Origin of the sequence: Halorubrum sp. CSM-61, from assembly GCF_003781945.1 — an archaeon.
Taxonomy (GTDB): domain Archaea; phylum Halobacteriota; class Halobacteria; order Halobacteriales; family Haloferacaceae; genus Halorubrum.
In genome coordinates this window covers 138860-159704 of the sequence record NZ_RJJW01000008.1, presented here as the reverse complement: position 1 = coordinate 159704, position 20845 = coordinate 138860, and the positions used below count along the sequence as shown (strand labels likewise).

Below are 20845 nucleotides of genomic sequence, written 5' to 3'. Positions count from 1 at the left end.
TAGCCGCCGTAGTCTCAACTTCCAAACCGGCTCAGTTTTGATATAGCGATATATAATTTATGAATCCAGTTTCTTGGCTATTAACACTACTACCGCCAGAATTCGGAACTTTAGGCAAATAAGCGTCTGAACGTGATTACTTGGATAATCACGACCACTTTGAAGTACCCCGCCGCCGTCGGAGAAGCACGAATGGTACAATCGGCTCAGAAAGACGCTTCCCCCGGGGTAGAGACGCTACTAGCGGCTGTCCCCCAGCCTGTCTCGGATCTGTTGCGAACTCCAATCTGTCGCCGGAATCCTTATCATGAATTATCCATAATTCATAACCAAGATGGCGCAATCACCTCCCCAATCGGGCCAGCCACCCATTCAGCAGCTCCAGACGGTGGCCGACCTTCTCGAAACTCCCGCACTCGCCCGCATCTACGCCTACATCTTGCAGCACGGCCCCACCACTGTTTCCGAGATCCTCGACCAGCTCGAGATCCCGCAGGGAACTGCCTACGACTACGTCCAGAACCTCGAAACAGCGGGATTAGTACAGAAAACTCGCGACCAGCGCCCGTACGAATACGATGCTGAGTCAATCGCCCTCACGCTTTCGGCCGACGGCGAGACCCAAACAATCACGCCAGCACTTATCGCCGCTGTTGCCCGCCGCGAGAAGGACACAGACATCGACGTCTACATTGAGCGCCATGGCCTCGACGGCCTTGCTGTCGCACTTGAATATGCCTACGAGTACGTCGACGGGACAGTCAACCATCGAATCACAGCCCGGGAACTTGACCTCTCTCCGCTTGAAGCTGAGATTATCCTCCAAGCGCTGGAACCAGTTGCCACCGAGTACGCCGACGCGGCTACATGACAACGGTCTATATCGCCGATACTGGCGTCTTCGTTCGGTGTGGTGGACCGGACAACAACAAATTTCAACGGCTTCGTCGAGCTCTCCGACAGGCCGATGTCTCGCTACGGATCCCACAGCGCGTTTACGAGGAACTCGGGGGCGATCCTGTTGCAGACGAATATCCCTCCGGAAACATACCCTATCCCGATGGATTCGAAGAAGGCTGGATCGTTGTTGCGGACGAGCTCGACTACGCCAACCCACTCGTCTCGACGGTAATGGACGAAACGCGTCGGTTCATCGCCAGCGAGACCGACCGCGACGAGGACAGCATCGAGAAAGCGGATACGGCACTCGTCGGACTTGTTGCCCAACTACTCGACACTGGACGGGCCGATCACGTTGTGCTCTTAACGACCGACAAACCCGCAGGAGGAGCCGCCGAGACGCTTCTTCCGCAACATGGCTTCAGCGACCGTATCGACTTTCGGTACGTCAGCGTCGAATATCTCGAAATGATCACAGCCGACGAATTCCGGTAACACACCAACGAGGTGAAGACCGATGATCGACGATCGGTCTTCCCAGTCTGAATACGCTCTTGACGACAGCTTCGAACGTTACCTCCAGGACAAGGGGAAGGGCCGCGGTGGCGACGGTGGGAACTACCGACGTAACGCTGCACGCGAACTCGAGCGGTTTTCCGAGTGGGCCGCTGGCGACCGCGGCGGCGACGACTGGACAGGAATCGTCTCGGACAATGTCGATCGTGATCCCACCTTCGACGATCTCGACGAACGTGTCTTCCGCGAGTACGCCCGGCATCTCGCTGGTGACCGTGGCCTCAAACAGAACACCGTCCAAACCTATTATCGCTATATCTCTGCGTGGTGTGGCTGGTGCGTCAATGAGGGGTATCTCGAAGCGCACTACGCGCAGCGGGCGAGCGCGATGGCGCCGCTGCCGGAGGACGACGGCCGCAAGCCCGGTGACCAGCAGGCCTGGACGTCCGAACAGCGCCACGCTCTCACCCGCCACGTCGACGAACGGGCTCGCGATGCCGTCGAAGCGTACACGACACTTTCGGAGGATACTGATCACCCCGACAAGCAGCGAGCGCGCTATGTGGCGCTGAAGGCGGCTCGTGACCGGGCTTTGGTGTTCGTCCTCGCGTACACGGCCGTCCGCGTGGGGGAACTCCTCCGGGATCCGAACGACCCGCGCCGGCGCGGCGTCCGCTGGGAGGACCTCTCGCTCGAGGACGGGAGCATGGACGTCTACCGGAAAAAACAGCAGTGGGACGCCGCCAGTCTCCCCGACCCGGTGATCTCGCCGTTGCGGAGCTATCGTCGACTTATGGACCCACCGACGGAGCGCTGGCCGGTGTTTCCGACGTTCGACCAACGGACGCTCGCAGGGCTCGTCCAGGATGAGCTAGCCGACCGAGGGGAACGCCTAGAAGCAATTACTGAGCGCCGTGAGGAGTACGCTCGCGACTTACTGCTAGCGCTTGATGAGGATTTTCGGCCGCCATCGATTACGACGGACGGCGCACGGTCGATTCTCCAACGGCTCTCGGATGACGCAGAGATCGACATCGACCATCCGAAACACGATTATCTTGCTCCGCACGGCGGCCGTCGTGGGATGGGTGAAGTACTTGTCCGCGCGTTTGGGTACACGGTGGCGGCCCGCTATCTCGATAACTCCGAAGAGATGGTCCGAGAGCGCTACTCACATATCGAGGCCGGGGAATTGGGCGATGTCGCTACGGAAGCTCTGGAAGAAATCGACCGATGAGGGGATTACTCCGAGACGAATTGCCCTTGTTCGATGTAAGCCCTACTTCCCCATGCTTGAGGTTCGGTGCATCGACAAGCTTTATACGACGCTTCTCGCCCAAGGTCTTCTAGATCTGGAGACGGAACGGAACCGAGTGGTCGACGATTGCTCCTCCGTAGGATTCTCCTGAGGAATCAGTTGCGTTCGTAACCACCACGGCAGCGTTCTTCATATCACTGAACCGCATCAAGTCATGGAGATGCGAGTGATCGACACTTACGGAAAGAGATTCGACTGAGTGTTACACGAACCATGATCTACAGATGAGCAGGTCGAGTGCCTCGGGGCTTGATCCCGGAATTGTTCATTCTGAGTAGTAGAGGGATATTGAGTTAGAATGTCAGTTCCCTGTTGGTTAAATTCTAGCCCGAATATTGCCTCAGCACCCCCCCAAAAGACTCATTTAACCCGGTTGTGTCGAATTTTTTATGGTGAGTCAAAAAGACAATCACCGGAAAGGCGATCCTCCATCACCTGGAGGACCCGCCGGTCCACAGGAACCTTATGAAAACCAGCCGTATCCCTTGAATGAGAGTTCTGACAGCAGTGTCGACAGCAGAACCTCGGCGCCAAATGATCCATCTAACAGGCAGGAAGGAAGTCCCACACCGAAGAAATCTGAAGGCGAGTTCGATATCTTCGAGGACGCCTCAAACAATTCTCCTGACTCCAGACTCTCGGAACTTCCAGCAAATTATGAGTCATCTGCCGACCCCCAACTTAGTGGGGAACTCAACGGTGACGAAGCGGAAGACTTCATCGAACAGATCGAATCCGAACAAGAATACATTCAGATAACTCCGGTCCGTGAGGAGGTGAACTCAGAGACGGTCAAACGAGAACTGTACGGACTCCATCGATCTGGCAACGGACGGAAGCTCCCGCTTGATATGGATCTCCATATTCCCTTCATCGAATCCTCCCCCAACTTCGAATTCATCATCTACAAGCCCGAGGATGAAGTCCAGTTCAAGTTCTTCATCGGGCCGGGAGAGCGTGGCGAAGTCACCTGTGACCGACTCGAAAGCACTACGAGATCGCAGTATCCAGAGAACTTCGAATTCGGACGGGAAAACTTTGACATCACGAACGTCTTCGATGATGTCCCCGAGATGGTTCGCTGGGAGGGCGTTGAGGAGAAACGACGAGACTGGATGACGACGCTCTCATCGTTCGACAACGAAACGATCGAACGCTCGCCACTCTCCAATCTCCTCGAAACCATCATCCAAACGGAGGGCTCGGTCGTCTTTCAAGCGGTTTTCGAGCCACGCGCAGACTGGTCTCCGAAGGCCGAACGCCAGAAAGGAAACCTCAAACAGGGCGTCCACACGACCGGCGGCCTTGTCCTTCGGACGCTTCTCGACGGGGTCCTTGGCGTCTCTGACGAAGAGCGACAGGAGCGCCATCGTAGTGATACGCCCCACGAAATCGGCGGTTCAATCCACGACTCTCAGACAGCAGGCTACCGCTCAGGCACGGGACGGATGGGACAGATCGACCTGAAAGACCCATCTCACACGTACAACGTCACGCTCCGAGCGGCGACATCAGACACCGAGTGCGCCCGGAATCTCCAAGATTCGCTCAACCAGCTCAGTGGGAAGTTCTACTCGATCGAGGGGAACTACCTCGGCACGAACGAACCTGAGTACAAGCGGATGCTCCACCACGGCATCACCTATCCCAACGGGCTTGAGTCCTGGTCGCGGCGAAAACCCATCCTCGTCTGTAACATCGACGAGCTCTCAAACTTCATCACGGTCCCGTCAATCGACACGCTCCCGAAAGCGAGTCGGGGCGGAACCGGTGGGAGACCGACGGCTCAGTCCCCGCTCACCTCCCCGAACGAAGAAGTCTTCAAGGAGTTCTCGACCGGGATGACGATCGGTCACGCCGTCACAGCACTCCGAGATAACTCTGAGGGACCAGAGAAAATCAGCGCCATCGAGGAGAAAAACGAGTGGTGGGACCACCTCGCGAAGCGAGACGCACTGTCGCTATCGGCAGACCATCTCACCCAGCACTACATCCGCGCAGCAACGACTGGGAGCGGGAAAACGGTCGCGACGATTAACGACATGCTCACCACCCACCACAGTCTCGAGGGGCCGACAATCCTCATCGATCCCAAAGACGGCGAGATGTGTGAGAACTACCTGCGGTGTCACCGGACGCTGTTCGGCAACGTCTCCGAGGTCGAATACATCCAAATCCCGGAAGCAGATGGGATGGTTCCGGGGATGCCTTTCTTCGACCTCAGACCGCTCACAGAGGGCGCAGGACGGGCACGAGAGACAGCCAAACAGGACATCATCGACCACTACTTCCAGCTGCTCAGATTCGTCCTCGGGAAGAAAACAGTGGAGCAGGCGTTCGTCGCGAACGAAATCCTCACCAACCTGATCAAGGCGCTGTTCGACAGCGAACACGGGAAGGATTACTTCTCTATCGGCGAACTCATGGAGGCCGCACAGAAGTTCCAGAAGTTCGGCAAGCAGGTCGAGGATCTCGACAAGGATTACGAGACGGTTCTCAAGGCCATCCCGCGAACGGTCGACACGCAGGTGACGTCCATCCTCGAATCCCACCTTGAGAAGGACGCGCGCCAGTTCATGAACACGACCGACGCGGTCCTCAACCGGATCCGGAAGCTGAAAGAGCGCGACTTCATCTGGGATATGCTGTCGTACACAGTCGACGAGGAGTACTGGAACGAGGACACCAACTGGTACAACAAAGAGCAGATTCCGATGCTCGACATGAAGAGCATCCTCAACTCGAACAAGGTCGTCCTCATCGACACGGGGAGTCTGCGCGGGGCCAGCAGCGAAGTGTTCACGGTCCTGTTCCTCTCACACCTGTGGACTTCGGCCCAGTCCATCTGGACGCCAGACGATGATGAATACATCACGAACGTCATCATCGAGGAGTCTGCGAACATCGCTCGCAACGAAATCGTCTACCGAGAACTCCTCCCGAAAGGGCGTGAGTTCAACCTCTCGCTCGGGCTCATCATGCAGTATCCCGAGCAGGTTCTCGGGGACAACCCGCAGGATAACCGACGTGCGTACAAGGAAATCCTGAACAACATCAACACGAAGATCATCGGCAACGTCGCGACGGACGACCTCTTAGCCGAGTCGCTGTTCCACGAAGATCTCGAAAACGACGAGATCAAAGACCGCATCGCAGGGCTCCGCCGAGGGGAGTGGATCGTCCAGCTGCCGTCGACGGGCTTCCACAAACAGAAGCCAGAGATACTCACGCTCCGACCACTTCCCATCCCGCCAGGGCACAGCGCGGGACCGTTCAACGTCAGCTCTCGCGCGGATATGGTTCGTGAGAGAAGCCGAGATCGCCACTGCGTCAACCGGCAGCACGAAGCGATCGACATGGACAGCGGCGTGAAATCTGGAGGAGATGACGACGAAGACTCGGACGATGGAGAGGAAGCTCCGGAAGATTCCGAGGAGTTCACAGACGACCACGCGGCGTTCCTCGGGATGGTCTTCGACGCTCTCACAGACGGGCTCAATGGCTACCACATCAAGGACTCGATGAAGGTCCTCCCGTACAGCGAGACGGCACCCGATCTCATCGAGTGGGGGTTCTTAGAGAAGTTCGAACTCGGAAACAGACAGGCGTACTACTGGCCGACAGACGAAGCCACCGTCGTCGCAGGAAAGAATCTCGCGCCGCGAGACGGCGGTGAGTACGGTCGGGAAAGCCCAGAACATCGAGTCGGCGTCAAGCTCATTGACGCATACTACGACGGGCTCGGCTACGAGACATACATGTACTACACCCCTGAGGGCAGCGAACTCAAATTCGATCTCTACGTCGAGGCGACAGAGGAATCTCCCGACGATCGGGACAAAGTCATCGAAGTTGAGCTGTCTCCGGAGAAGCGACGACACGTCGTAGACGACTTCTTCAAACTCCGAGACGCAGATGCCGACGCCATCTGGGTCGTTAAAGATGTCGACGGGATGCGGAAGCTGCTGTCGTCGCTCACTGGTCAGCTCGGCTATATTGAGGCACGAGAATCAGACAACTTCGAGAAAGTCAGTGGCGAACTCGACGCAGATGGCGCGCAGAAAATCTTCGGCATCAACAAACTCAGAAAGGATCTAGGAGACGACTAGCAACTACCTCAGCAATATCTCGCGGTCGTCTCGGCAATATCTCACGGTTGTCTCGGCAATATCTCGCGGCCAACTAGGGCCGTGTAGACCACAATCTGTGACCATCTAGAACAACAATCTGGGGCCATAGAATTGTTTTCACCCACACTCTGAGAAGCTTCATCCATCACTAATACAACGAACTCTCATCTGGCAGAGACCAAAACAAACTAACGAAGAAAGGCGACCCAGATCGTATCGTGTGCGGATACCGCCCACGCGACAGGACCACCGAGCGTCAATTCTCAGACCCAGATACACAAACGAAATCGTTCCATATATAATAAATAAGACAATAGCTGGGTAGAGAATCTAATTAATGACAAGACGGGACCGCGAAAGTACCCTCTCCTCATTAAACCCTTAATGACAAGACGGGGGGCGATATTAGGAAGATTATCATTAACCAATTTCTTGATGATCCAAGAGTCCGGCCCAATCTCATCAAAGATGTAATGACAAGACTGCACCGTAGAATCGGGAGCTGTTCATGAAATCAATAATGACACGACGAGAGCCAAATACAGGCATATTGTAATGAAACAGAAAATGCCACTCACAAACATATTGACACTTCCGACAACAAGAGTTAATGACTAGACGGGGGCGGGTTAGGCGTATTTTTTCATTAATTCCATAATGACCAGACGGTGGGCAGATGCGACCCTTCTGTAATGAACACCGTTGAATCCAAAAACACAGCTAATAATGACACGACTGGAAGCGAGTTGGGGTACTTTGTAATGAATACTATTTGTTTGTTGATATATGAAATAATGACAAGACGGGAAGCTCATAGAGGTGTTTCTTCATTAACTAACCCTATCCGATAATCCCGCTGGTTGGGTTCTGAGGGTCTGAGAGAGCTTTAGAGATGCTCTAATATGCCTCTCCTCCCCTGTGGTTAGGTTCCGTGAATTCACAATGTTAGGGGCTTTGAGAGCAAATTAGCCAGAAGGTCGGTCGCGTGGCGAGGAGACGGGCCGGAGCCAAGAAGTAGGGAGAGACAGATGAGATCGGGCGAGATGTCGCAGAGAGTGTATCAGAAATCAGATACTGAATTAGCAAGGGAGAGACGAGTCGGTCAGAAGTTGAGACAGACGCCGATCGGGAGGTGGCCCGTCCGGACAGAGTGGCTATCGCAACCAAGCGAGTAGATCATCCCGGCGGGCACACCCACGGAGGAACGACGACCGACGTCCGGTAGAGACAGTCGCGTCAACACAGCCACTCACTTTCAGTGTGGGGACAGGCAGAGACAACGAGCTGCGGGCAGGGCAGATACAACCAGGCGGGTAGCGATGACCGCCTCCACAGTCCGGTTGGGAATCGCGTGAGGACACTCGCTGCTAGGAGAGTCATGACTAGTCCCTAGTGTTATTGAGGATGTCTACTGATTATCAATCCTTGTTACTCACCAGACACATTGATTACCCACTACGCGAGAGACATCGCGATGCCGACGAAAATCTCCGGCTACGTAGCCGACGAATTAGCGGACCTCATCGATGAGATTGCAGACTACCACGACATCCCCAAAACACGAGCACATGAACTGCTCCTTCGAGAAGGTGTGAACAACCGCCACCAGCGGATCAAGATGGAGCAGATCAACATCAAGCTGGAGCGGATGCTTCGAGAGTTTGGTATCAACTCTAACATGGAGTTCAGCAGAGAGATAGCAGAACAGAGTAAGAAGATTGGGAACATGCCACTGCCTGAAGGAACGACCGGTGTTGACCTCGTCACACCACATCCATACTTCGGTGGCGACGGCTGGTACCACGACACGAAAACCCACCCCTACAACGAGTAAGGGAACTCGACAAACCACGACACACAATTTCACCAGAGGATGTAGAACTGTACTCGCACTCTATCTCACGACCGAGACCACATGGGAGGTATCGACGCTTTTCGTGTGGTATCATCCTCTTCCCGATATTTTCGAGCTTCTAACCTTTATCAGTCCGACCTGCGTATCTACACGTGGTGTGTTCACATGAAACTCGCATTGATCGGGGTCGGACAGGCGGGTGGGAAGGTGGTCGACGAGTTCCTGGCCTACGACGCACGGACAGGCGCTGATATCGTTCGGGGAGCGATCACCGTCAACACGGCGAAAGCAGATCTCCAAGGAATCGACCACCTCCCGACAGACCGCCGGATCCTGATCGGGCAATCGCGAGTGAAGGGTCACGGCGTGGGCGCAGATAACGAGTTGGGCGCAGAAGTGGCCGAGGAGGATATCGACGAGATCCAAGGAGCGCTTGACGAGGTGCCGGTCCACGAGATCGATGCGTTCCTCGTCGTTGCGGGGCTTGGTGGCGGGACGGGGTCGGGTGGGGCACCCGTGATCGCCAAGAACCTCAAGCGAATCTACACCGAACCTGTGTACGGACTCGGTATTCTGCCCGGCAGCAACGAGGGTGGGATCTACACTCTGAACGCCGCTCGGTCTCTCAAGACGTTTGTCGATGAGGTGGACAACCTCATGCTGTTCGACAACGACGCGTGGCGCAGTTCGGGTGAATCCGTTGAGGAAGGGTTCGATGCGATCAACGAGGAGCTAGTCCAGCGGTTTGGCGTTCTCTTCAGTGCGGGCGAGATAACCGAAGGAAGCGACATCGCCGAGAGTGTGGTCGACTCCTCGGAGATCATTAACACACTCAAAGGCGGCGGGATATCCTCGCTAGGCTATGCCGACGTCGAGGTGGACGAACCAGAGCGGAAGGGGTTGCTCTCGCGATTCCGTGGCGATTCGAATGCTGGGATCGACAGTACAGAGGCGACCAACCGGATCACGAGTCTCGTCCGGAAGGCGACGCTGGGTCGACTCACTTTGCCCTGTGAAGTGAAGGGCACGGAGCGGGCGCTGCTTGTGGTTGCCGGCCCACCAGAGTATCTCAACCGGAAGGGTATTGAGCACGGTCGCAAGTGGCTCGAAGAACAGACCGGCTCGATGGAGGTCCGTGGTGGTGACTATCCGCGGCGTGGAGAAGGGACGGTCGCAGCGCTCGTACTGCTCGGCGGCGTGACGAACGTCCCGCGCGTGAAAGAGCTCCAGCAGGTCGCAATCGAAGCGCAACAGAATCTCGGGGAGATCACTGACGAGAGTGAGGACCGTTTCTCGGAGTTGATGGATAGCGACGGGGAACTGGAGTCACTGTTTTGAGATTGTGGTCGTCTATTCGCGATATTGGTCTTCAAGATCGTCGAGTGCTCGCCGGAACTGCTCGCTGTTGATTGCTGACTCTGTCGATGCCCGGGTTTCCAAAACACCCGCGTACGTCTCGAAGTCCTCAGGGTTGGGATCAGTCGCCAAGATACAGTCGATGTATCCATCGAGAGCGGTCTGGAGCGTCTGTGCGTAGTGGTCGTAGGAACCGTCGATCCAATTGAAATTCTCATCCACTTCCTCAAACACTGCTCGATAGACAGTCGTAGCGGCGAGGTATCGATCGCGCTCACGGTACTGTTCAGCAATATCGAAGAATCGAGAGAAGTCGATCGCTTCGAATACAACCGGATCGGCGTGTTGCTCGAATAAGTGTTCAATCTCTTGTCGATACTCATCGACCGATTTGTGTTCGTCACCGAACTGCGCGAGAAACTGTTCTCGGACCGTACTGTGAGTGGCAAGAATCTCGTGGACGAATGCACGCAGCTCTTCGACAGGGACGTCCGCAAGGAGAGCCTCGATACGCTCACTCTCATCTTTTGGCGGGTCACCTGCGATAGCTAGGAGCACCGCAACAATATGTTTGCAGTCGCCTTGGCCGTCGTATGGGCAGGTACACTGAGTCTCGAGACTTCGGCCACTGAATTTGATAGTCACGTCGTACGGGTTCGATCCGCTGACAACGGCTGACACGAGATCGTCGAACCGGTCGAGCTGCTGGATCCGTCCCTCCCTGCGATAGGTTTGTCCCCGCTCAAACACGGGATCGGTACATCGGTCCTGGATGGTTTCTGTATCGACATTCATGCGGAGCCCTTCCGAAATCACTCTACTGATCTCGATACTCTTGTCACACTTGTGGCCGCCACCTCTCAAAAGCGTCTCTTTTGAGGTCTTCCACAGTTACGAGCACGAACGAATACTTGAGTGAGGATATCGTGGAAACATATCGGAGACTTCCACCACTTGCTGGTGTTCGACCACCGTTGGTGAGCTCGCCTGCTGGACCCGCTGTGCCATTTGGTAGATGACCGAGTCCGTTTCCACATTTGGGCAGTCAACTGTTTCTCACGGCGCTGTCAGCGGCCTTGTGGTCGAGGAGCTGTCAACACCTCCCCTCGACCATGTCAAATTCGAGTCGCTACGCTTGTGCGTCGGCTCGAGATCAGGCCTGACTCACTTGGCCTACTCCGTCTATTGAGTAGATAGAGAAGAGTCGCCGCAGTGACGGATTGTTTTTACCCACCGGTGGTGGATGGAGCGTAGTTTAACAGGTGATTAAGAATACAAGGTAATTCCGACTGTAGAGGCCCTCAAATGGCCAAATAACCGACTCCTAGTTTGTGGTACTCATATAAAAGTTACAAGCAGTTCTCCACAACTCACGCACGACACGCACGATTCCTGACGGAACCCTCCGGCGTCCAAGCGCCGGAGGAGTCGTGCTGCCAGCCAATGACAGCAACCAACCCAAATAGGGCCAGGAGTGATAACTCTGTTTCCCAGAGTGCCTCACTCGACACTGACCCACTGACACACCGCGTTGTACAGCCCAGTTCCAGTAACCCACCGAACCGTCGCCAGCGAAACGCCGGTCGAACAGTCATCGTGGGGTCGGTCTAAGTGACCGAAGCCACCGACGATCCGACCTCGTTCGCCATCCCGATGGATCCAGACCGTGCGTTCAACGCAATCTCAAACAGTCGTCGCCGGCGCGTCTTGCTCTCACTCTCACAGTCGCATGGAGCAATTACCGCAGGTGATCTGGCCGTCGAAATCGCCGCCATTGAGAATGCGATTGACCCCAGTAAAATCAGGAGCAACGAACGCACCTCAGTCTACATCTCGCTGACCCAATCGCATCTCGAGACGCTCGATGAATGCGGCGCAATCGCGTTTGATGACCGATCGAAGTCCGTCTCTCCGACAGACGCGACCGAACCCCTCGCCGAACACATCCGCCGACTCCAGACTGCGTGTTACAAGCCGGACTCGGAGGGCGCCTAATGGCTGACTCCCAGCGTGAACTGGAGACGCTCAGAGAGATCGACTCCAACTTCCACCGGCTGTTCGAAGCGGTCAACGATGGTGACGACGTCGTTTCGATGCCGGGTGGCGATCCACTCGCAACTCTCCGGCGGGCACAGGCACAGATCGATGCCGCACTGTTCGCGTCTCACCGCAGTCGCGATGACCTCACGCTTGCTGACGACGGTGCCTGCCTGCTTCAATGGAACCCACCGAGTGCGCCACCGCATCGCCTCCGCTTCGAACCCGACAGCACAGGCGAGTCTTGGACACGCCGTGAACTCGAGTGGACTGGCACGGGGTGGCGCTCCTGTGGTAGCGACCGTGTCGAGGACGTCGCGATACGCGCGCCAGCAGCCGCCCGGTACCCTGATCCTGTCGACCCGACACCGCTTGAAACGATGGTTGAGTGGATCCGTGACAGCTGGGCGCGCCCGGATCCACCAGCGCTCGTGTTCGCGAAGACGGCCACAACCGAACAGGGCGTAGTCGTCTCTGTCGACGACGAACTTCGCTACCGGGAGCGCGATAGCCCACAGTGGTATCCTGCGACGACAGACGAGTTCTACCACCATCTTCGCACTCACGGACAGCCAACGCTCCTCCCGCTTTCAGAGACAGCGCTGACTCGCCAGCACTTCACCCCTAGTCCACTCTCCAAATGACGGACGAACCACTCTCGCTTCCACCGGGATTCGATCGTGAACTCACCCAACTCATCGACACGATCGAGACCCTTCGGGACGCTCTCTCAGAAGAGGAGACACTTACGACCGTCCAAGCTGTCACCACACGGCGGCGGTTGTTCCTCGCGCTTTACGCGCTCAAAGCGATCCGTCGACAGCTCGCGGATACAGAGCATCCCCTGTCCCAAGGCGATCATGAGGTGGTGACGTGGGATGGCCCTGCTCAGGTACTGTATCACATCGAACTACGTCTCGATCGGCTGCTTGAGGATCTCTCCATTCAGGGGTACGACCACTCCTCACAAGAGTATTCGATCGAGCAAACACTCGAAACGATTCAAGACCACATCGTCATCCTTCAGGACGCACTTTCTGAGGGGTCGACGGACAACTCCACGCTGCCTGAGCAACTCTCCAGTCACCGATCTGTCTATGTAGACGTGGCTGGGCGTGGGGTTGGCGATGGGCGATGGCTTGAGTATCAACTCCAACGCGCGTTGATGCGGTGGGGGTATCAAGCAGAGACGCGCCAGCACCTGTTCGGTCTCGAGGTCGATGTCGTCGCCAAGCGGAAGCCAAAACAACAGCAGCCGACTGATTGGATTGTCGCTCAGTGTAAAGACTGGACGAGCGACACGATCACGCCGTCGACGATCTTCCGGCTGTGTACGATTGCGTTTGCCTGCCGGGCCATGCCGGTCCTCTGTCATACGACCGATATCACAGCTCGGGCTGAGGAGCTCGCCCGCCACTTCGAAGTTCGGGTCCTCGATCTGCGGGATCTTGAACGGGGTGCGCTTCCTGCGCCTCACGTGTACAAGCCGTCTGCTGAACTCAACGAATGGCCTCCACAGTACAACGCTCGTGACGGTCGAGGCACTCTCCCCGTGATGTTCTACGGAGAGCCTGGCAAACGGTTTAGCTACGTTCCTGGCTTCACTCCCGTGGGGATGGACTACGACTACGAACCGATTGATACCGATCAAGACGACGATACGCATCCCGCAGCCGGCCACTGAATAGTTAGTTCATGGCTTTTCAGTTCTCCGTCAACTACACCGATTTGGAGGTCTTCGAACGGGTGCCTACGCGGAACCGTCGCGGAATCGTTCGATCGGGATATCGGAGACATCGTCATAATCGTCGTCACCGCCAACGAAGAGCGTCGCGTCGACATGTTCAGCCGTTGCCAGCGCGAACGAGTCGCCAAGCGCAGGATTATACCTGAGCGTATACTCCGAGGCGTCCGTCCAAGTATCGCCGACATCTACCGTTTTGATACCGAGATCAGTCAGCCAGTCGAGATACTCGTCGGCTGTGTCGCGGTCGTACTTTCGGGCGATTGTGTACCGGATCTCAGCGAGATTCACGTAGCTGGCGTAGCCGACGGTGTCCTCGACTGCGACCGCGTCGAGATACTCTTCTACAATCTCGCTGCCTGGTTCATCGTCGGCGTGTGCTATCAGTGGCTCGGCGTCGAAGACAACGCGGTCAGGAACCGACATTACTCTTCAGTTGAGAACTGCGAGTCACGTTCTTTCCGGTCCTGGTCGCGTTTCTCTTTGAGGATCTCGGACGCAGGCTTGTCCGTACTCGCTTCGCTACGGGCGGCAAAGCCGCGCATCTCGCTCGGTGAGCGGACCTGTTCAACGATCACCTCTCCATCTTCGGTTTCCCGGAACAACACCTTCCCAGGCGCTTCGATCCCGAGCTTCTCGCGGAACCGTTTTGGGATGGTCGCCTGGCCGTGCTTAGTGACGGCGACGATCTCTTTTTCAGAATTATTTGACTGTTCTGTCTTACTCATAGTTCATAATTAGATCTCGATCATAATCAAATTTTCTTTTTATTGGCAAACAGTTGTTGCTCCTCTGTCGGGTGTTTAGTCGAGTTCGAAGTTTGGTTCGGCTTTTGAGGGACGTGAAGTACTAGAGTCAAACAGTCCTCGAACGTAGCGGTTCGATCACGCGTCGTGGTCAATATACCTGGCTTCCCATTCAGCTCGGGCCTCGATCTCTCTGGTGCCTCGACGAGTGGTGGTGTACTCGTTAGTTCGTCGATCGCGCTGACTTTTTTCGACAAGTCCCTTCTCAACGAGCGTGTCGAGATTCGGATAGAGCCGACCGTGGTGGATCTCTTTTTCGTAGTAGTCCTCGAGTTCGTCTTTGATTGCGAGCCCGTGTGGGTCATCAAGGCCGGCAATTACGTACAGCAAGTCGCGTTGAAAGCCCGTGAGATCATACATACTCCACCTAACGTATTCAAGTTTTGAAATAACTACTGATCTTCGAAATGATGTTCCAATGATAGCTTCTCTGTCAGCATCGAACACAGTAGAGTAGTAGCTCAGGAGATCATAATATCTGAATTAACCAACACGCACTCTTACTCTCCAATCTGTTGGTTAAGAGTATTTAGCGGCCGCTCGTGTACGAAGACCCGGAGTCGGTGGAGTGGAACGAACACCTCACCGACGGCGTCCGCGTGATCGGTGCCATGTATGTGCTCCTCGCGCTTTTGGACCGTCGACGTCGAAACGGGGTATGACCGACGACCTCTCCGACCGCACGATCCTTCTCACCGGCGGAACAAGCGGGTTCGGACGGGTGGCAGCGGTCAACCTTGCACAACGAGGTGCGACCGTCGCAGTCGTCGGCCGCGACGAGTCGAAGGGAGCCACCCTCACAGAACAGTCCGAAGACCTTGCCGGAACAATCGAGTTCCATCAGGCTGACCTCGCCTCCCAATCCACCATCCGGTCCCTCGCAGCAACCGTGAAACGCGAGTACGATCGGATCGATGTCCTCGCTCACAACGCTGGACTCTCGGCTGGGTCACGTCGTGAGAGTCCAGACGGAATCGAGATCACGCTCGCGGTGAACCACTTGGCCCCCTACCTCCTGACATACGAATTACTCGACCATCTCCGTGACGCACCTGATCCGCGTGTTGTCGTTACTGCCTCGGACATCCATCGGCGGGCAACACTCGATCTGGACGACCTACAGCTGACGGACGAGTACGACTCACTCGACGCGTACGCCCGCTCGAAGCTGGCGAACATCGCGTTCACGGTCGAACTTGATGACCGGCTCTCAGGTGACTCAGCGGTCACAGTCAACTGCGTTCATCCGGGGTTCGTTCCGTCGACGGACCTGTTCCGCGAGGCGTCGCTCCGAACGCGACTGCTGGTTCGGATCGCGGGGTTGGTTCCGGGTGTCGCCACCTCAAAACAGGCAGCCGCCGTACGCCTCCAAACGCTCTTGGTGGAGCCGACGTACGGCTCTATGAGTGGCCAATATATCGGCAGCGATGGTCCCACAGATCCTGCACCCGAGGCAACGAACCAAACGGTGCGACGGCGACTCTGGCGAATGAGTGCCGAGCTGGTCGGCATTACATCCGACTGGCCGACGTCTAGCACCAACTAAGATGCGCCCACTGTTAGCATTGGTGACGATCACGGTATCCTCGTTATTGTATTACAACGGAGCAGCAGAAGTCCAGTACAACTCAATAGTTGTACTCATTCTACTTCCTCTGTGAAGTGTCCTATTTCGTCGAGAGCAAGCACAAATCCCACGGGCCAACATAAGTGAATCTCCTGTATCGCTCACGCGATCCCGCCCACAGACAAAGAGATTGAACGGTTCAAACTACTCGTAGTAACTGACGCGATCGACAACTTCCGCGAAGGCGACATTCTCGCGGACATCAGTGATCTCGATAGTGACACGCTCACTCTGTTTGGTGTCGGGAACAATGACGACGAACCCGCGCTCAACACGGGTGATCCCATCGCCTTGATCGCCAATATCTTCGATTTCGACGGTGCGTTGCTCTCCTTCCTCGACGGGGGGCGTCTGTGACGCCTGCTCGGGTTGTGGATCGGTGTCAGTAGTGGTGGGGTCGCTGGTCGTGGGTGACGGCAACACAGCGATACGGTACGTTTCGTCCGCCTCTAGGTTCCCCAGGCGGAGCTCTTGTTCCGGTATCTCAATCATATATGATCCGTTACGCTCTTCGACTTTCCCTGAGAACAGACACTGAAGTTGATCTGAGATATCCATTTGTAGACCGTACACCGCATACGCGGCGAATCACACATTACTCTGCTGTCTCTCTACTCCGGGGCTACAACGTCCTCACAAGCCGGACACTCGGTCCACACGCCCTCTGTGCCGTCGTCCTTCTCGTACTCAACGAGAATCCATGCTTCGGATATGTCCTCACCACATTTCGGGCACCGACCGAGGGGCGATTCATCAGCGTTCATGCGAAGGGGTGGAAGGAGCGTGTGACAGTCCCTTCCAAATGAATATCACCCGGCTTGAACCTAAGCTTTTGGCGGCTTTGCGGGCCAAACGCACCAGGTTTCCGGTGGAGTAGACCACCAGCACGATTAACCAACATGCGCTTTTCACCTTCAATTTTTGTTGGTTAAGATTATGCTCGATCGCTATCCAACTTCCGAATATTTGGCCCCCCACGAGTGGACCGATCTGTCCCTTTTTATTTGCTCCTAGTCAACCCAGCGTGAATGTCTCGACGACAGGGAGCCCGAACCTCAACCGACGCGATGGAGATTGCCATTCTCTCTGGGGTAGTTGGGGTCCTCGTCGCTGTTCATTTCCTTCTCCCCGAAGCACTCCGCTCGCAGTTCCTGTTCACGTACGGCGAGCCCACTGTTGTCTCGGCGTGGACCGCGGCAATCCTCCACGATAGCGTTTCGCATCTAGCGTCCAGCGTCACGTGGTACGCGATCGTGATGGCATCAGCGTACGCACTCTCTATGACATGGACGCGTCGACGTCCGTTCTGGTTCGCTGTAGTCGGGTGTCTTGTGCTCGCACCGCCGATGACAAAGCTCGTGGATTACTGGCTGCTGAAGGTCCAGTGGAATCTCGTTGCGGACGCAACGACGGCACGCGGATTTTCCGGCGTCGTGAGTGCGTTTGGTGGATTGCTGTACGTCTCACTGGCACGCACAGCGACCGCTAGGTATGGCTACGACGCTGGCGTGGCGACGACTGGAACAATTGTTCTCGGAGCGCTCTCCGCGCTCACATTCACGTCTGCTGTGTTGTCTCCGTCGGTAGCTGTCGTCCTGTGTACGATTGTTGCCTCCGCGATCGGAATCGGGATTGCCAGAAACAGGCCTAAAATTCCGACGTGGCGGGCATGGGCTTGGTCACAGCGTGATGGACTCCTGCCTATCGTAGTTGGCTGTGTAGTAGTGGTCGTACTCCTTTCGCAGTTATTCCAAGTCCAACTAGATGAAACGGGGCGATTTGTCAGCGTAATTGCTCATGGAACAGGGTTTGCGACCGGCATGATCGTTACTGTACTCGTGCTCATCGCGGAGTACGTCGGCCAGCAATGGACTAAGAAACCGGGTAACCACCTTGTGACGTAACCTGAGGGTCCTACGAGTCCTCTTCTGACGGCGGTCGTTTTGAGAGCCGATCAAACCGATTCTGAACTGCGTCTGATCGCTTCGTGGTCTGCTCGGGTTCGTACTGTACTGTCTCCAAGTCGCCGTCGACGACGGTGGCTGTGAGGATCGCATCAGCATGTTTTCCGTCCTCAGGGAGTCGATCAGCTTCCAAGACAGCATTCCCTACCTCCTCGCCATCGCGTTCGAAAAACACGGTGGCTAACCCATCTTCGATTGAGTCCACAACGGCTGTGTATTCGCCGTCTTTCAGATCAACTAGATCAGTCATGAATATGTCTCCTCTAGGACACGCTCCCCGTTAGGAGTACTGACGATCACGGTGTCCCCGTCGTTGTTCCAAATCGGCGACCCAGAACCCCAGTACAACTCAGTAGTTGTACTCGTTCCACTCCCTGTATGAAGTGTCACGGTATCACCGGCAGCAAGCTCGAACCCCTCGGGAACAGTGTACCTCTGGCCTGCTTCGTCTTCGATCGTCCAGCCAGACAGATCCAGCGTCTCGTTACCGGTGTTCTCAAAGACAACGTATTCGTCGTTCAGATTGTCTCGGTCATCACCAGTCGCGTCCGCGTGGATTTCGGCGACTGTCAGGCCAGCCTCAGCCGTCGTCTCATCAGTCTCGCTGTCCGTCTCGTCGGGAGTGTCGGTGCTGCCGGTGTCGATACTGGTTGTCCCATCGCTCTCAATGCGGGCACGGTCACTAACAGCGTCAGGCACTCCAACGTCGATCGGATCGCCCTCACGGAGCGTACTCGGATCAGTCGGGGCGTCTCGCTGGGTTTGGACAGTAACGGTCTGTCCGTCACTAGTCAAGACGATGTTGCCGTGCGTGGCGGTCCAATACGCTGGGTGTGAACGCTCAGCGAGTCGTTCGAGGACCTCCTCGTGGGGATGTCCGTATTGGGAATCATACGCGCTCGAGATTACGACTGCTTGCGGATCGACCGCATCAAGAAATGCTCCACTTGACGAGCTCGCAGAGCCGTGGTGGCCGGCTTTCAGAATTGTCGACTCCAGCTCTGACCCGTATTTGTCGACGAGGTATGCTTCCTGATCGTCCTCGGCATCGCCTGAGAGCAGGAAGCTCGTTTCGCCGTGGCTGAGCTTGAGGACAATGCTGTTCTCGTTGCGATCTTCGTTTTCGAGGTACGGGTCCGGTGGTCCGAGAACATTGACGTCGACATCACCAAAGTCGATCGTGTCGCCTTCGCGCGTTTCGTACAGTGTCACGTCGTGTGCTTCGATCGCGTCGAGATACTCGGCGTAGGTTTGTGTGCTTGACGCGATACCGGGGTCGTACACTGCGCCGATCCCGTCGGCTTCTGTTTCGTAGTACTCGATGATCGCGGCGTTTCCACCGATGTGATCCGCGTCACTATGCGATGTTACGAGGTGGTCGATCCGCGAGATATCGTGACGTTGGAGATACGCTAGTACGTGTTCGCCGTCGTCGTTATAGTGGCCCGTATCGACGAGCAACGTCTCACCGTTTGGGCCCGTAATGAGCGTACTAACTGATTGACCGACGTTGACGTAGTGGACCTCAACACTCCCGTTGGTTGTGATGGTTGACGAACCGTTGGCTGGTTCCGTATCAGCAGGGGCTGGATCACCAGGGACCCCGCCGGCACAACCGGCGAGGACAACCATCCCAGCGATGATGAGAAGAGTAGTGAGTTTCCGTGGCGATTCCATGGTCACAGTCGTCACTGGTGGGGTGTAAAGCTACGCCACTCTCTCGATAAGGTCGTATTTTCACACTAACTCACAGATCCTCGATAGAATATTTTGAGAGAATCTGACCGGGAGATATCTCGAAACAGAACAAAGATGGATAAGGGTGGGGGAGGGGGTCTATGAATAATGGAACGGGCTGAGAAGGTACCACCCTCTCGGCAGATGTGACTTAGAAAACGAGGACGATTCCACGGGAGAGACGCCACCACCACAGAAATCGGGAGAAGACCGACTCAGATCTCACGGAGATGTGGTTCTGTCATATACTAATCGTGTTGTTCACTACACAACCCGATTGAAACTCATCGCGGATATTGTTCGCGTGTATCCTATAAAAAACCCTAAGTTTCAAAGATCGATTTTGGGATTTGAGGTTATGAGAGACTCACGAGCCTGATATCGTGGTTTGACGCGGTCGAGCGGCATAATTCCAGGACCCCCCACCCCCACCTTTTCGGCCGCTTCCATTATTCATAGACCCCCCCACACCCCCTCCTATCCCAAAACTGGATTCCGGAACAGGGTCTAGTCTGGAAGAACCGAGAAATAGACAATTATATGAAATACAGTCAGACTGGCTTCAAGCTCGACAAGAAGGGCAGTCAGACTGTGCTGTCACTCTCCAAACTCGCGGACATCCCGATTCGAATTCACCGCCCACCCGGACAGGTTCGAGGCCGATCTCACGGACAAGCCCTTCTCTCAACGAGCGAAGTCGAGAGACTGAGCGAAGTAGGGTGGGGTAGTTGACAACTAGGAGTGAGACACTCCGAAGGAACGTCTGTGGAGATCGCGCTCCCTACGGACACAGTTATGTCCACAAAGAGCGTCTTGAAAGCAGGAAGCCTATCTCTCAAGGAGCGAATAGCCTCA

General features: G+C 55.8%; 18 protein-coding genes. 11 read left to right on the top strand and 7 right to left on the bottom strand.

From position 1 onward, the window contains the following. Window positions 1–334: 334 nt before the first annotated feature. The 6 genes from EDM04_RS14605 (at window position 335) to EDM04_RS14580 (ending at window position 10057) form a co-directional block, all read left to right on the top strand. Window positions 335–871: a helix-turn-helix domain-containing protein gene (locus tag EDM04_RS14605; RefSeq protein ID WP_095638105.1), complete on the top strand. Its 537-nt coding sequence runs from the start codon at window positions 335–337 to the stop codon at window positions 869–871. After that, entirely contained in the window at window positions 868–1395 is a 528-nt protein-coding gene (locus EDM04_RS14600) for a hypothetical protein (protein ID WP_095638104.1), read from the top strand. Before EDM04_RS14605 ends, EDM04_RS14600 begins: the two co-directional genes overlap by 4 nt. A 22-nt stretch (window positions 1396–1417) precedes the next feature. Next, window positions 1418–2653, top strand: coding sequence for a phage integrase SAM-like domain-containing protein (locus EDM04_RS14595; RefSeq protein ID WP_095638103.1), 1236 nt, complete (start codon window positions 1418–1420; stop codon window positions 2651–2653). Window positions 2654–3123: 470 nt separating this feature from the next. Continuing rightward, window positions 3124–6843 (top strand): ATP-binding protein, encoded by a 3720-nt coding sequence (locus EDM04_RS14590; protein ID WP_241154933.1) that lies wholly within the window; start codon window positions 3124–3126, stop codon window positions 6841–6843. 1495 nt (window positions 6844–8338) lie between these two features. Further along, the gene (locus tag EDM04_RS14585; protein ID WP_123623340.1) at window positions 8339–8698 is read left to right on the top strand and encodes a hypothetical protein; all 360 of its coding nucleotides are present in this window, start codon (window positions 8339–8341) and stop codon (window positions 8696–8698) included. Window positions 8699–8884: 186 nt separating this feature from the next. Further along, window positions 8885–10057, top strand: coding sequence for a tubulin/FtsZ family protein (locus EDM04_RS14580; protein WP_123623338.1), 1173 nt, complete (start codon window positions 8885–8887; stop codon window positions 10055–10057). A gap of 12 nt (window positions 10058–10069) precedes the next feature. Here EDM04_RS14580 and EDM04_RS14575 read toward each other — a convergent pair whose 3' ends face one another. Beyond that, window positions 10070–10870, bottom strand: a complete 801-nt coding sequence (locus EDM04_RS14575; protein WP_123623336.1) for an SWIM zinc finger domain-containing protein — start codon at window positions 10868–10870, stop codon at window positions 10070–10072. 858 nt (window positions 10871–11728) lie between these two features. On the opposite strand from EDM04_RS14575, the gene EDM04_RS14570 reads away from it, so the two are divergent. From EDM04_RS14570 to EDM04_RS14560, 3 genes are read left to right on the top strand one after another with little or no spacing between them, the layout of a single operon-like run. Further along, window positions 11729–12070, top strand: a complete 342-nt coding sequence (locus EDM04_RS14570; RefSeq protein WP_123623372.1) for a hypothetical protein — start codon at window positions 11729–11731, stop codon at window positions 12068–12070. After that, entirely contained in the window at window positions 12070–12756 is a 687-nt protein-coding gene (locus tag EDM04_RS18845; RefSeq protein WP_241154931.1) for a hypothetical protein, read from the top strand. Before EDM04_RS14570 ends, EDM04_RS18845 begins: the two co-directional genes overlap by 1 nt. Beyond that, window positions 12753–13796 (top strand): restriction endonuclease, encoded by a 1044-nt coding sequence (locus EDM04_RS14560; RefSeq protein ID WP_123623334.1) that lies wholly within the window; start codon window positions 12753–12755, stop codon window positions 13794–13796. Before EDM04_RS18845 ends, EDM04_RS14560 begins: the two co-directional genes overlap by 4 nt. Window positions 13797–13862: 66 nt before the next feature. Here EDM04_RS14560 and EDM04_RS14555 read toward each other — a convergent pair whose 3' ends face one another. The 3 genes from EDM04_RS14555 to EDM04_RS14545 form a co-directional block, all read right to left on the bottom strand. Next, a complete protein-coding gene (locus EDM04_RS14555; protein ID WP_123623332.1) occupies window positions 13863–14282 on the bottom strand; it encodes a PIN domain-containing protein in 420 nt (139 codons plus the stop codon). Continuing rightward, window positions 14282–14584, bottom strand: coding sequence for an AbrB/MazE/SpoVT family DNA-binding domain-containing protein (locus tag EDM04_RS14550; protein WP_095638097.1), 303 nt, complete (start codon window positions 14582–14584; stop codon window positions 14282–14284). Before EDM04_RS14550 ends, EDM04_RS14555 begins: the two co-directional genes overlap by 1 nt. 156 nt (window positions 14585–14740) lie before the next feature. Further along, window positions 14741–15022, bottom strand: coding sequence for a helix-turn-helix transcriptional regulator (locus EDM04_RS14545; protein WP_123623368.1), 282 nt, complete (start codon window positions 15020–15022; stop codon window positions 14741–14743). A gap of 298 nt (window positions 15023–15320) precedes the next feature. Here EDM04_RS14545 and EDM04_RS14540 point away from each other — a divergent pair, with 298 nt between their 5' ends. Continuing rightward, the gene (locus EDM04_RS14540) at window positions 15321–16208 is read left to right on the top strand and encodes an SDR family NAD(P)-dependent oxidoreductase (protein WP_123623330.1); all 888 of its coding nucleotides are present in this window, start codon (window positions 15321–15323) and stop codon (window positions 16206–16208) included. A gap of 225 nt (window positions 16209–16433) precedes the next feature. Here EDM04_RS14540 and EDM04_RS14535 read toward each other — a convergent pair whose 3' ends face one another. Then, window positions 16434–16847 (bottom strand): TRAM domain-containing protein, encoded by a 414-nt coding sequence (locus EDM04_RS14535; RefSeq protein ID WP_394338987.1) that lies wholly within the window; start codon window positions 16845–16847, stop codon window positions 16434–16436. 470 nt (window positions 16848–17317) lie between these two features. Between EDM04_RS14535 and EDM04_RS14530 the strand changes: the two genes are divergently transcribed. Continuing rightward, window positions 17318–18193 carry a hypothetical protein gene (locus EDM04_RS14530; protein ID WP_123623328.1) on the top strand — a complete coding sequence of 292 codons (876 nt, stop codon included), beginning with the start codon at window positions 17318–17320 and terminating at the stop codon, window positions 18191–18193. A 10-nt stretch (window positions 18194–18203) separates the two neighbouring features. On the opposite strand, the gene EDM04_RS14525 is transcribed toward EDM04_RS14530, so the two are convergent. Together EDM04_RS14525 and EDM04_RS14520 are read right to left on the bottom strand one after the other, a co-directional pair. Beyond that, a complete protein-coding gene (locus tag EDM04_RS14525) occupies window positions 18204–18503 on the bottom strand; it encodes a DUF3006 family protein (RefSeq protein ID WP_123623326.1) in 300 nt (99 codons plus the stop codon). Next, window positions 18500–19930 (bottom strand): lamin tail domain-containing protein, encoded by a 1431-nt coding sequence (locus EDM04_RS14520; RefSeq protein WP_123623324.1) that lies wholly within the window; start codon window positions 19928–19930, stop codon window positions 18500–18502. Before EDM04_RS14520 ends, EDM04_RS14525 begins: the two co-directional genes overlap by 4 nt. Window positions 19931–20845: the final 915 nt, after the last annotated feature.

Excerpts from the sequence above, each read along its gene's own strand:
- EDM04_RS14605 (WP_095638105.1), top strand. The coding sequence starts at position 335 with ATGGCGCAATCACCTCCCCAATCGGGCCAGCCACCCATTCAGCAGCTC.
- EDM04_RS14600 (WP_095638104.1), top strand. The coding sequence starts at position 868 with ATGACAACGGTCTATATCGCCGATACTGGCGTCTTCGTTCGGTGTGGT.
- EDM04_RS14595 (WP_095638103.1), top strand. The coding sequence starts at position 1,418 with ATGATCGACGATCGGTCTTCCCAGTCTGAATACGCTCTTGACGACAGC.
- EDM04_RS14590 (WP_241154933.1), top strand. The coding sequence starts at position 3,124 with ATGGTGAGTCAAAAAGACAATCACCGGAAAGGCGATCCTCCATCACCT.
- EDM04_RS14585 (WP_123623340.1), top strand. The coding sequence starts at position 8,339 with ATGCCGACGAAAATCTCCGGCTACGTAGCCGACGAATTAGCGGACCTC.
- EDM04_RS14580 (WP_123623338.1), top strand. The coding sequence starts at position 8,885 with ATGAAACTCGCATTGATCGGGGTCGGACAGGCGGGTGGGAAGGTGGTC.
- EDM04_RS14575 (WP_123623336.1), bottom strand. The coding sequence starts at position 10,870 with ATGAATGTCGATACAGAAACCATCCAGGACCGATGTACCGATCCCGTG.
- EDM04_RS14570 (WP_123623372.1), top strand. The coding sequence starts at position 11,729 with ATGGATCCAGACCGTGCGTTCAACGCAATCTCAAACAGTCGTCGCCGG.
- EDM04_RS18845 (WP_241154931.1), top strand. The coding sequence starts at position 12,070 with ATGGCTGACTCCCAGCGTGAACTGGAGACGCTCAGAGAGATCGACTCC.
- EDM04_RS14560 (WP_123623334.1), top strand. The coding sequence starts at position 12,753 with ATGACGGACGAACCACTCTCGCTTCCACCGGGATTCGATCGTGAACTC.
- EDM04_RS14555 (WP_123623332.1), bottom strand. The coding sequence starts at position 14,282 with ATGTCGGTTCCTGACCGCGTTGTCTTCGACGCCGAGCCACTGATAGCA.
- EDM04_RS14550 (WP_095638097.1), bottom strand. The coding sequence starts at position 14,584 with ATGAGTAAGACAGAACAGTCAAATAATTCTGAAAAAGAGATCGTCGCC.
- EDM04_RS14545 (WP_123623368.1), bottom strand. The coding sequence starts at position 15,022 with ATGTATGATCTCACGGGCTTTCAACGCGACTTGCTGTACGTAATTGCC.
- EDM04_RS14540 (WP_123623330.1), top strand. The coding sequence starts at position 15,321 with ATGACCGACGACCTCTCCGACCGCACGATCCTTCTCACCGGCGGAACA.
- EDM04_RS14535 (WP_394338987.1), bottom strand. The coding sequence starts at position 16,847 with ATGGATATCTCAGATCAACTTCAGTGTCTGTTCTCAGGGAAAGTCGAA.
- EDM04_RS14530 (WP_123623328.1), top strand. The coding sequence starts at position 17,318 with ATGTCTCGACGACAGGGAGCCCGAACCTCAACCGACGCGATGGAGATT.
- EDM04_RS14525 (WP_123623326.1), bottom strand. The coding sequence starts at position 18,503 with ATGACTGATCTAGTTGATCTGAAAGACGGCGAATACACAGCCGTTGTG.
- EDM04_RS14520 (WP_123623324.1), bottom strand. The coding sequence starts at position 19,930 with ATGGAATCGCCACGGAAACTCACTACTCTTCTCATCATCGCTGGGATG.